The following is an 11,547-nucleotide window of genomic DNA, read 5'->3' on the forward strand; positions in this document are numbered from 1 at the left end:
AAAGGATAGAAGTCCGCCCTCGGCGAACCACCAGTCATGTACGACCGGATCAAGGGCTTTCGTGACTTCTACCCCGGCGAGATGGCCGCCAGACGGGCGACCATCGACACGCTGGAGGACACCGCCCGCGGCTACGGCTTCCGCGAGATCGGCACGCCCGCACTCGAGCGCGCGGAGATGTGGACCGACAAGAGCGGCGACGATATCGTCGACGAACTCTACGCCTTCGAGGATCAGGGTGGCCGCCACGTCACCCTGACCCCCGAACTGACGCCGACAGTTGCGCGGATGGTCGTCGCCAAGCAACAGGAACTCTCGAAACCCATCAAGTGGTTCTCGACGCGCCCGTTCTGGCGCTACGAGCAGGTCCAGCAGGGCCGCCAGCGTGAGTTCTACCAGACCAACGTCGACATCTTCGGCTCCTCGGAACCCGAAGCCGACGCCGAGATCCTCGCCTGGGCTGCAGACGCAATGACCAACCTGGGGCTCACCGGCGAGCACTTCGAGTTCCGCATCTCTCACCGCGATATTCTGGGCGGCGTCCTCGAGAGCTACGACGCCGACGTCGACACCGAGGACGCGATTCGCGCGGTCGACAAGTCGGACAAACTCTCGACCGTGGAGTACCACGACCTGCTGATCGGTGCAGGCCTGACGGCCGACCAGGCCGTCGAGTTCGACGACCTCATCGCCGGCGGCGACTTAGAGGAAGTCCGGGAGTTCGCGAACACCGAGCGCGTCGACGCCGCGGTCGACAACCTGCAGAACGTCCTCGCGGCGGCTGAGGACTTCGGGGCGCGCGAGTTCTGTACGATCTCACTCGAGACAGCCCGCGGACTGGACTACTACACGGGCGTCGTCTTCGAGTGCTTCGACTCCGCGGGCGAGGTCTCGCGGTCGATCTTCGGCGGCGGCCGCTACGACGACCTGATCGAGAGCTTCGGCGGCCAGCCGACGCCCGCGGTCGGCGTCGCACCAGGGCACGCAACGCTACCGCTGCTTCTCCAGCGCGCCGGCGTCTGGCCCGCAGAAGAGGTTACGACCGACTACTACGTTCTCCAGATCGGAGACACTCGAACGGAAGCGGCCCGAATCGCGCGCGACCTGCGCGAGCGCGGTCACGTCGTCGAGACGGACGTTGCCGGCCGCTCGTTCGGCTCCCAGCTGAACTACGCGGACTCGATCAACGCCGAGACGGTCGTCATCGCGGGCGAGCAGGATCTCGCAAACGACGAGGTGACGATCAAGGATATGGCGTCGGGCGACCAGTTGCAGGTGCCGGTCGAGTCGTTCCCCGGCGAGCACGAGCGGCCGACGCTCGGCGACTTCGAGTAGGCCTCGAGTAGCAAGTCCGGGAGCGACACGAACGGGATTCTCTCTTCCTTCGAGGCGGCTGTTACTTGCAGCGAGTTGTCGGATAAGCAAGGGAGGATTGCTGTCAGGTACCTGCTAGACCACCGCAAAAGCAAGAGTTACGTACCCAATTTCCGAAGGCAGGAACAGTACCCAATGGTGCGCAACCAGTACGACGTGATCGTTGTCGGGGGCGGGATCGCGGGCTGTTTCGCGGCGGCGACCGCAGCCGCGGAGGGGATCGACGTGGTCCAGTTAGAGCGCAAACCCCGCGAACAGGGCGGCTTCATCGCCTGTGGCGATGCGATCAAGAGCCCTCGCGATCCGCAGAACTACCCAGGGCCGATCGATATGGACGCGATCGCCGACGACGAGGCCGTCCTCGTCGACAACAACATCGACCAGATCGAGTACTGGGACGAAGAACTCGACGTACGGAAGGTCTTACCCTACGAGGACAGCAGCAACGTCGTCGACCGCTACGAGTTCGGCCAGCGCCTGCTCAAGCAGGCAGCCGACTGCGGCGTCGAGCAACACTACGACACGGTGGTCAACGAGGTGACCCAGAACGGACAGGTCACCGGCGTCAAAGCGGTCCGGGACGGGGAGCCAGTCAGCTACGAGTGTGACGTGCTGATCGACGCCGCAGGCGCACAGTCGATCCTGCAGGACATGGTCAGCTTCGAGGACCTCGATACCCCCGGCGACCCGACGTTCGAGGTGCCCCACTACACCCACTTCGGGTCGGCCTACCGCGAGATCATCGAAACCGAACAGCCGGTCGAGTACCACAACGCCATCGTCGGCAAACCCCTAGAGGAGATGGGCTACATCTGGTACTTCCCGCGAACGCCGACCCAGATCAACGTCGGCCTGGGATTCCAGATGAACAAGGAGCCGGTCCCACTCGCCGACCGCCTGCGCCGCGATATCGAGCACCGACACGAGTATCAGGGGGCGACCGTCGCCGAGCGATTCGGCAATACGAACAAACTCGGCGCTGCGATTGCCCTCCGCCGACCGCTCGACTCGATGGTCGCCCCCGGCTACCTGGCGACGGGCGGTGCAGCAGGGACGACCCACCCGATCACGGGCAAGGGCATCCGCGGTGCGGCCTACTCCGGCTACTCCGCCGGCCGTGCCGCCGCCCAGGCTATCGAGGACGGCGACATCTCGGAGGCCGGGCTCTGGGAGCACAACCGTTGGCTCTACCGCGAGCACGGCGAGGCCGCAAAGCTCGCCTCGTGGGACGCGTACAACGTCGCCGCGAGCACCCTCGACGTAGACATCCTTCGGGCCGTCGCTGCACTCCTCCCCGAGGCCGAAATTCGAGAGATCGTCGGCACCTCCACGGAGGTTGACAGCCTCAAAAGCAAGTTCCTCGTCGGTACCGGGGTCCTGAAGAATTTCGTCTCCGAGTATCGCAAGGACTCCTTCGACACCCTCGGCGTGAGCAAACGCGACCTACTCGAGTCCATCCGCACCGTCAGGAAGACGCGAAATCACGTCGCCAGATACGAACGGCAGTACGAGGCCTATCCGACGGATCCGTCGACGTTCGACACGTGGCTCGCAGAACGGGACCGGATCGATCAGGCGTTCTACGACGATCTCGGAATTCCGCCGAGCGAGCAGAAGTACTGACTGCCTCGCGTCAACACAAGAATCGACTACAGACGACTGCGTTCCAGTCAGCAGTGATTGGTGCTCAAAAGAGCTGGCTGTGGCTCCCCATCACCCGTCACCCGAGAGCTGTTACTCGAGTTCAGTCTGCGCTGTTGCATCCACGATCGCGTCGTCCTCGTGGTGCTCGTCGTCAGGTTCGACAGCAATCGGCTCGACCAGATCGGCGCGTTCAATCGGCGAGTGACCGGTGTCGACGTGGTGGTCGATCATCGCGAGATCGAGGTCGGTCGTCTCCTCTGCCGTGACGGTGTGCGTCCACTCACACTCCCCACAGTATGCGGTTGGCACGAGTGAGGACTCGAACTGCGTTCTAATGAGGGTGCGGGTTCATACGCAGCGCGTTTAAAACAGGGTTTGAATCGGCGAGCGGGAGCCTACCGGCAAAAAGCAAGTCTCACCATTAACTGCCCGAGCGGTGTAGCACTCGCGATGGCCGACGCCGACACCCGACCGAACGTCCTGCTCGTGCTCACGGATCAGGAGCGCTACGACTGCAGCGCCCTCGACGGGCCGGTCGCCGAAACGGTCGAAACGGAGACGATAGACCACCTCTCGGCAACCGGCATGCACTTCGAGCGCGCGTTCACCCCGATCAGCATCTGCTCAAGCGCTCGCGCGTCGCTCCTGACCGGTCGGTTCCCCCACGGCCACGGTATGTTGAACAACTGCCACGAGGACGACGCCCTCCGGCCGAACCTGCCGCCAGACATGCCAACATTTTCGGAGGTACTCGACGACGCCGGCTACCACCTGACCTACACCGGGAAGTGGCACGTCGGCCGCGATCAGACCCCTGAGGACTTCGGCTTCTCCTATCTCGGCGGCAGCGACAAACACCACGATGACATCGACGACGCGTTCCGCGAGTACCGCGCCGAACGCGGGACGCCCCTCGGCGAAGCTGACCTCGAAGACGTTATCTACACCGGCACCGACCCGCGAGACGACAGCAGCGGCACGTTCGTCGCCGCCACGACCTCGGTCGACATCGAAGAGACCCGCGCCTGGTTCCTGGCCGAGCGTACTATCGACGCGATCGAGGCACACGCGAACGGCGACCGTGACGCACCCTTCTTCCACCGGGCAGACTTCTACGGCCCCCACCACCCCTACGTCGTCCCCGAACCCTACGCTTCGATGTACGACCCCGAGAGCATCGACCTCCCCGAAAGCTACGCCGAAACCGACGCCGGAAAGCCGCAGGTCCACGCGAACTACCGCTCCTACCGCGGCGTCGAGCAGTTCGACCGAGACATCTGGAGAGAAGCCATCGCGAAGTACTGGGGCTTCGTCACCCTGATCGACGACCAACTTGGTCGGATTCTGGATGCACTCGAGTCCACCGGCCTCACGGACGAGACGGTAGTCGTCCACGCCTCGGATCACGGCGATTTCACCGGTGGCCACCGCCAGTTCAACAAGGGGCCGCTGATGTACGACGATACGTATCACATCCCGCTGCAAGTGCGCTGGCCGAGCGTCACGGAGCCGGGATCGGTGTGCAAGAAGCCGGTGCATCTCCACGATCTGGCGGCGACGTTCCTCGAGATGGCCGACGTGGCGATCCCCGAGGGGTTTGATTCGCGCAGTCTCGTGCCGTTGCTCGAAGCTGACGAGTCGGAACAGGAAGCCGAATCATCGGCGTGGCCGGACTCCGTCTTCGCCCAGTACCACGGCGACGAGTTCGGGCTCTACACCCAGCGGATGGTCCGAACGGATCGGTACAAGTACGTCTACAACGCGCCGGACGTAGACGAGTTGTACGACCTCGAGGCGGATCCGGCGGAGTTGCAGAATTTGATCGACCATCCCGACTACGCAGACGTTCGCCACGAGCTTCGAACGGAACTGATCGACTGGATGGAGGAGACCGACGATCCGAATCGGCAGTGGGTGCCGGACGTGCTGCGGGCGGCCGAGGGGTCGTGACGGGGTGCACGCAAGGGTGCAGACCACCCAGACAGGCACAGCGTCAGCCGCAGGACACGGAGTTTATACGCCGACCACGGCAATGTCCTCGTATGAGCGCGCCACTCCCGACTGGGACCGGAACTGGACACAGAATCGGAGCCGGAAATCGGCGGGTGATGCGATGACTGCTGCCGGTGGCAACGACGACGACATGACTGCCGAGGAGTACGAGGAACTCGCCATCGCACTCGAGAACCTGATCAAAGAACTGCGCGACGAGCCGATCAAGGACTCCCGACTCGAGGGGCTGTTCGACGAGGCGACGACGAGCGACCCGCGCGTCTGGAACACGGTGACGGCGTTCATCGACGTCGAAGACGGCGAGGCGGTCGTCACCGACGAGTCGAAGTTGGCACAGGGGAAGTGGGCCCCGGAAATCGTTGCGGGCTGTGATACGATGGTGACGATTGACATCCAGCGCGGGCTGATGCCGGACGATTTCAAGTACCTCGTCGGCAAAAAGCTGAGCGAGCAGGCCGAGGAGTTCAGAGAGCAGGCGGCAGACGAAAGCGGGAGTGCGGATTCGAAGTAGCGTCGGTGTAGCACCAGTGTAGCATCGGTGTAGCGCCGGTGTAGCGTCGGTGTAGCGTCGGTGCAGCACCAGTGTAGCGCCGGTGTAGCGTCGGCGCAACGCTGGCGTCACAAGAACAAAACTGCACCCCGATCACGTGCTCGAATTCGCGACTCGAACTCAGCGATTTAGCCAGTCTTAGCCACTCAGTATGACGTTCCCGACATTTCAGTGTCACCCCAACTACAGCTTTTTCTGCGAGGCGACCGAAGCGAATCCATGCGCCTCTCCACGAAAGTACTCATCGTCGGGCTGCTCCTGATCGTGATCCCGATTCCGGTCCTTCCGCCGTTTGTCGGGGCGATCATCGGTTTCGGCGTCCTGCTGCTCGGGTTGTTCCTCCGATTTATGGACCTGTAACGGCGGTTGGAAGCGAACCGGACGTCAGGAAACGATTCGCTCGCGTTCGAAATAGCCGCCGGACTCACTTCGAGTGTCCACAGCACCACTCGACCGCCACCGCCACGACCCCACCGCGAACGGCTCGAGTGAAACGATCACGTACGAACGATCCGGCCAGGTCGCCGCCTCAACGTCCGTCTCGCTCGGTCGCGACGGCCCGTTCGGATGGGAGTGATAGAAGCCGACGATCTCCTCGCCCGTCGCCTCGAGTCGCTCGAAGCACTCGAGTTGCTCCTCGGGATCGATCCGGTAGCGCGTCCGTGGGGTGTCGGCGACGTTGGTCGCAGGGTAGGCGGAGGAGACCTGACTTCGGTCTGAGTCGAACGTGCCGCCCAGAATGCCACAGATTTCCTCGGGTGTGCCGGCGCGGGCGTGCTCGCAGAGTTGCGTTCGGATTTCGTCGGGGAGGACGAGCGTCGGGTCGTCCTCGTCGGTGGCTGCGTCGCTGGAAGGACGAGCGCCAGTATCCGACTCGCGAGTCACGACTCCACCTGCGCCGGTGCTCGATCCGTCTCGAGTACGTCGAGCGGGACGACGAACTCGTCGGCTGGCGCTGGGTCGGACGAATCACCGAACAACGCCGGCCGAATGACCGGTGCAAGCGCCTCGAGCGTGTCGACCAGTCGCGGCCCGGGGCGGTTCAGATAGTGATTGCCGTCCATCACCCAGATGCGGTCGTTCTGAACCGCAGTCAACTCGTCCCAGCCCTCGCGCTCGGTGACCTCTCTGATGTTCGCGGCCGTCTGCTCCAGTCCGAACCCACAGGGTGCCACGACGAGACACTCCGGGTCGTACTCGAGTACCGACTCCCACTCGCGCGGGCGGGAGCGCTCGCCGACGTCGGCCATGCCGTACTCGCCGCCGGCCCAGTCGATGAGTTCGGCGGTCCAGTGGCCGGCGACCATGACGGGGTCGGTCCAGTCGAAGATAGCGACTCGCGGGCACTCCTCTGGGGTGCAGTCCTGGGTGCGCTCTCGAACGCGATCGATCCGGGACTCGAGTTCGGCTCGCACCTCGGCGGCACGTTCCTCGCGACCGGCGGCGCGGCCGATGCGCTCGAGATCGGAGAGAACGTCCGCCATGCTGTGCGGGTCGGTCGTCAGCAGTTCAGGATCGGCCGGGATGGACTCGAGTGCGTTCGTGATGGCAATGTCGTTGACGGCGCAGACGTCGCACATTCCCTGCGTGATGACGAGGTCGGGGTCGAGGGCGGCGAGTGTGTCGGTGTCGATGTCGTAGACGCCGGGTGTGTTGCCGGTCTCGTCATCATCGCCGGCCGTATCACTCTCATTGTGAGTGTCCTCGACCACATCGAGCACCTGCTGGTCGATCTCGCTGCTGGAGCCGTCGGTGTCGATCCGCGAGCAAGTAATCGACGGGACCGACTCGACCCGCGGCGGCCAGTCGCACTCGTGGGAGACGCCGGCGGGCTCGAGTCCGAGCGCGACGACCAGTTCGGTCGCCGAGGGGAGCGTCGTGACGATTTGCATGGCTGGTCGTACACAGCGCGTGAGTAAAAACAGCGGCCCCGGTGAGCAGGATAGCAGTCTGTGTTCCGAGACCGTGTTCCGTTCTCGGGGACAGAGGGAATCGGACAGCAGTTAGCGTTCGTTACCGGTGTCGTACCTGTCAGTGTCGGGTTCGTCGTCTGAGCTTCCCGAGTCGTCAAACCCGTCAGATCCGTCGAAGCCATCGGACTCGCCATCGTCCGTTCCGAACTCCTCGTCCTCATCCTCGTCGAACTCGTCGAACTCCGTGCCCATGATCGAATCGTCCCTCTCGAAGTCGGCATCAGTCGTCCGATCGTCGGTGTCGAACTCGTCGCCAGTATCGGCCGCTCGGTCGTCGACATCGAACTCGTCCGTCTCGAGTTCTTCCCCGTCGGCGACGACGCTGCCGTCCCGAATCTCGATCGTGACACCGTCCTGCGGCTGTGTCTGGCCGAGCAGCGAACTCGTTGCGGACTCGACTTCCTGGTTCACCGACCACGCGAATCTGAGGACGGACTCGAGTTCGGTGCCGGCCTGGCGGGCGTGGCGGTCCGTGGAGAGTTCACCGAGGCTCACCGCACTCTCGGGGTGGAGATACTGAATGGGGTGGTCGTTCGGGACTTCGTGGAGGTCGACGTTGAACGACCAGAGGTACGGCAGCGCCTGAATCGCGTACCCCTTCGGTTTCGGTGCGCGACGACCGGCGGTGGACATGAGCGTTGCAATCGCCGTGGTCCCCGCGTCAGTGTCGTAGTAGACGCCGGGAAGGCCCGGAATGGAGAGTCGCATACCGGACCGTGGGGTTCGTTCGGGGAGAGTGTAGGCCTGGCAGTGCCAGCCCGCTTTTATACTCTTGGGAAACGCCAGCCGTGAACGAATCGGAACTCGAGTATGCCCGGTAATCGCGGTCAGGCGAACGCGTTCGAGAGCACCAGCCAGAGGATGACCATCCCGACGACGTACGGCGTTCGGTGGCCGAGCACGGCGCGGGTCGGCAAGAGCGTGCCCTTGTTGAGCCAGTTGACGGCCGTCTTGGCCATCATCACCGGTTTGAAGAGGTCACGTCGGCGAACCGGATCACAGACTGCAAGCAGATCGTCGATCCACGCACGGAACGGCTCGATACGTCCATCCTGCATCGACTCACCCTCGACATAGGCGCTCAGTTCGAGGTTCTGCTCGAACGCGACCTGTGTGAGGTTTGCCGAGCCGACGATCACGGCCGGGTTCTCGCCCTCCCGGAGGTAGAGCTTCGCGTGCAGGAAGCCGTCAGGGTACTTGTAGAGGCTGACCTGCTCGTTTTCGTCGAGGTCCCGCAGGTCGCGTGCGATCGTCGCGGAGAACTGGTCCGCGGCCGCGCCGACGACGATCACGAGTTCGTTCGTTTGTTCCCGCGAAAGGAACGCCTCGATATGGGGGCGCATCGCCCGGTAGGCGTTGTGTGTGAAGAAGCCAGTGACGAGGTAGATCGTCCCATCGCCCTCGAACAGCCGCGTTACCTGTTCCTCGACGTTCCGGTCACCCCAGCGGTTGTTAACGAGTTCGATGTCGGTCATTTTCGTTCCTCTTCGATCACTCACAGAATCGGACGAGTATCGCTATATGCTTTCCGTCATTCCCGGCGTTTCAGCACCTGTGGGAACTGTGTGCACGCAGCACGATATTCGGAGAGACAGACACCGAGTCGCGAGCGCCGGCCGACTGCTCACCCACTCACGTACCGCTCCGGAACGTACCGACGGACCCGCGCCGGCAAGAATTGAACCCCCCACCGCGCGACGCACTCGAGTCGCTTTCTGGCCACCGTATAGACGACCGACACGCCGAGCAGGGCGACAGTCAGCAGTTGCCAGCGCCACTCGAGTACCGCCGTTAACGGAACGGCGAGACCGACAGCGAGCGCGAGATCCTCGGGCGCGCCGTCGTACCGGATCCATCGTCTGGGCGGAATCCATCGACCGCGGTAGTGGTCGTAGACGGAGCGCTCGGAGCGGTTGTGCCAGGGGCGAGCACCGAGTCCGCAGGAGACGATGTCGCCGGCGTTGTGGAGGGCCGCCGCGAGGAAGAACGCGAGGGTGGCAAACGTCGCAGGCGTTGGTACAGCGAGTGCGAGCACGAGCGCGACGCCGGCCGCAACGGTGCCGTATGTCGGTAGGTGGAGGGTCTTTCGGTGTGTTGCGAGCACGTCGAAGTCGGGGGCGATACCGCCGACAACGCCCGCTACGAGTACCGCCGTAGCGTGGTCGGGCGCGAACACTGCCAGCGGGAGGGCGACGAGGAGGCCGACAAGTGCGTGCGTCGTCACCATCATCGGATCACGCTGGTAGGATGAGAACGATGATAAAGTCGCGGCCGGCACGCGAGCGGACTGGCAAGCGGACAAGGAAACCGGAAACGGCGGGCAGTCTCAGACGGCTCGTTGTCACGTTGTCGTTCTGTACCGGTGACGCTCCGGCGACTCGCGATCGCTCCGACGGGCTGGCGATCACCGGTAACACGCTACGACGAACCGTATCAGTAGCCGTCCAGTTCGTACAACTCGCCGTANCTCGCGATCGCTCCGACGGGCTGGCGATCACCGGTAACACGCTACGACGAACCGTATCAGTAGCCGTCCAGTTCGTACAACTCGCCGTACTTCGACTCGACATAGTCGAGGAAGTACTCGGCAGTGAGCGGTTCGCCCGTCGCGACCTCGATCAGTTCTTCGGTCGGATAGCGCTGGCCGTAGCGGTGGACGTGCTCGGTCTGCCACTCCCAGAGCGGCTCGAACTCGCCCTCGCGANCGATCAGTTCTTCGGTCGGATAGCGCTGGCCGTAGCGGTGGACGTGCTCGGTCTGCCACTCCCAGAGCGGCTCGAACTCGCCCTCGCGAATCAGGCCGTCTACGTCCAGATCCTCCCGGATTGCGGCATCGAGCTGGGCGGCCAGCACGCTGCCGACGGTGTAGCCCTGGAAGGCCGCGAAGCTAGCGGACCAGTGGGTATCCTGCAGACAGCCGTCGGTGTCGGTCTCGGGGACGACGCCGAGGTAGTCGTCCATTTTCTCGTTCCAGACGCGCGGGATCTCGGAAACGTCGAGGTCGCCCTCGACGAACGCCCGGTCGATCTCACACCGGAGGATGATGTGGAGGTGGTAGGTGAGTTCGTCCGCCTCGACGCGGATCAGGTTCTCCGGATAGATTCGGTTCACCGCGGCGTAGGCTTCGTCGACGGTGACGTCTTCGAGATGTGGGAAGTGCTCTTTCATCGTCGGCAGGAAGAACTCCCAGAACGGCTTCGTGCGGCCGATGTGGTTCTCCCAGAAGCGCGACTGCGACTCGTGGACACCCGAGGAGAGCGACTCGCCCAGCGGGTTGCCGTACTCTCCTTTCGGCAGACCGAGCTGGTAGGTCGCGTGGCCAAACTCGTGAATCGTCGCCATCAGTGCGTCGGTCGGATCGTGTTCCCGGAATCGGGTCGTGATCCGAGCGTCGAACTGGTTGCCGGACATGAACGGGTGTGGCGCGGTGTCGAGCCGGCCGTGCTCCTCGGGGTAGCCGAGCAGGTCCACGACCTCCTGCGAGAGCGCCATCTGGTCGTCCTCGTCGTAGGTGTGGCCCCTGAACACCGACGGCAGCTCGCGACCGTCGGTTTTGATCTCCTCGATCAGCGGCACGAGCCCCTCGCGAAGTTCCTCGAAGATTCCCTCAACCGTCTCGAGTGGCAGGTAGGGAAGCCGGTCTTCGTAGAGCACTCGGTATGGGTTCGCGTCGGGGTCGATGGCAGCCGCGCGCTCGCGGTGCAGGTCGATCAGTTCCTCGAGGTTCGGCGCGAAGTGCGCGAAGTCATCCTCGGCCTTGGCCTCCTGCCAGACCTGCTGGGTTTCGGCTTGGTGGGACGCGACGCGTTCGACCAGTTCGGCCGGCATGTCGGCAGCGCGGTCGTACTGGCGGCGAAGCTCGCGGACGACGGCGGCCTGCTCGTCGGTCAGCTCGGCGGACTCGAGTTCGCCCAGCCATGCACCGACATCGTCGTCGACGAGCAGGTCGTGGCTGAGCCCCGAGAGCGTCGAGAGCTGACCGGCTCGAGCGGG

At 63.9% G+C, this 11,547-nt stretch carries 12 protein-coding genes; 5 read left to right on the forward strand and 7 right to left on the reverse strand.

Going from position 1 to position 11,547, the window contains the following annotated elements; translation table 11 throughout:
- Positions 1–36 precede the first annotated feature (36 nt).
- A complete protein-coding gene (hisS, locus tag C483_RS07300; RefSeq protein WP_006652715.1) occupies positions 37–1,335 on the forward strand; it encodes a histidine--tRNA ligase in 1,299 nt (432 codons plus the stop codon).
- A gap of 174 nt (positions 1,336–1,509) precedes the next feature.
- Positions 1,510–2,997, forward strand: a complete 1,488-nt coding sequence (locus C483_RS07305) for a geranylgeranyl reductase family protein (protein WP_006652716.1) — start codon at positions 1,510–1,512, stop codon at positions 2,995–2,997.
- Between the two features lie 111 nt (positions 2,998–3,108).
- Here C483_RS07305 and C483_RS07310 read toward each other — a convergent pair whose 3' ends face one another.
- Positions 3,109–3,327 (reverse strand): hypothetical protein, encoded by a 219-nt coding sequence (locus C483_RS07310; RefSeq protein WP_006652717.1) that lies wholly within the window; start codon positions 3,325–3,327, stop codon positions 3,109–3,111.
- A gap of 141 nt (positions 3,328–3,468) precedes the next feature.
- Here C483_RS07310 and C483_RS07315 point away from each other — a divergent pair, with 141 nt between their 5' ends.
- From C483_RS07315 to C483_RS20395, 3 genes are all read left to right on the forward strand, one after another.
- A complete protein-coding gene (locus C483_RS07315) occupies positions 3,469–4,968 on the forward strand; it encodes a sulfatase-like hydrolase/transferase (RefSeq protein WP_006652718.1) in 1,500 nt (499 codons plus the stop codon).
- A 163-nt stretch (positions 4,969–5,131) separates the two neighbouring features.
- The gene (locus C483_RS07320; RefSeq protein ID WP_193787501.1) at positions 5,132–5,542 is read left to right on the forward strand and encodes a hypothetical protein; all 411 of its coding nucleotides are present in this window, start codon (positions 5,132–5,134) and stop codon (positions 5,540–5,542) included.
- Between the two features lie 258 nt (positions 5,543–5,800).
- Positions 5,801–5,941, forward strand: a complete 141-nt coding sequence (locus C483_RS20395) for a hypothetical protein (protein ID WP_004217371.1) — start codon at positions 5,801–5,803, stop codon at positions 5,939–5,941.
- 24 nt (positions 5,942–5,965) lie between these two features.
- On the opposite strand, the gene C483_RS07325 is transcribed toward C483_RS20395, so the two are convergent.
- The 6 genes from C483_RS07325 to C483_RS07350 all read right to left on the reverse strand — a co-directional run.
- Complete coding sequence (locus tag C483_RS07325) at positions 5,966–6,466, reverse strand: desampylase (RefSeq protein ID WP_006652720.1); 501 nt, start codon at positions 6,464–6,466, stop codon at positions 5,966–5,968.
- Positions 6,463–7,473 (reverse strand): ABC transporter substrate-binding protein, encoded by a 1,011-nt coding sequence (locus tag C483_RS07330; RefSeq protein ID WP_006652721.1) that lies wholly within the window; start codon positions 7,471–7,473, stop codon positions 6,463–6,465. The genes C483_RS07325 and C483_RS07330 overlap by 4 nt, the downstream gene beginning before the upstream one ends.
- Positions 7,474–7,584: 111 nt before the next feature.
- Positions 7,585–8,262 (reverse strand): hypothetical protein, encoded by a 678-nt coding sequence (locus tag C483_RS07335; RefSeq protein ID WP_006652722.1) that lies wholly within the window; start codon positions 8,260–8,262, stop codon positions 7,585–7,587.
- A 119-nt stretch (positions 8,263–8,381) separates the two neighbouring features.
- Positions 8,382–9,029, reverse strand: coding sequence for a phospholipase D family protein (locus C483_RS07340; protein ID WP_006652723.1), 648 nt, complete (start codon positions 9,027–9,029; stop codon positions 8,382–8,384).
- 149 nt (positions 9,030–9,178) lie between these two features.
- Positions 9,179–9,781, reverse strand: coding sequence for a hypothetical protein (locus tag C483_RS07345; RefSeq protein ID WP_006652724.1), 603 nt, complete (start codon positions 9,779–9,781; stop codon positions 9,179–9,181).
- A gap of 296 nt (positions 9,782–10,077) precedes the next feature.
- A partial coding sequence (locus tag C483_RS07350) for a carboxypeptidase M32 (protein ID WP_006652725.1) occupies positions 10,078–11,547 on the reverse strand: 1,470 nt, incomplete at its 5' end.

The organism is Natrialba hulunbeirensis JCM 10989 (assembly GCF_000337575.1).
In the GTDB taxonomy this organism is placed as follows: Archaea; Halobacteriota; Halobacteria; order Halobacteriales; family Natrialbaceae; genus Natrialba; species Natrialba hulunbeirensis.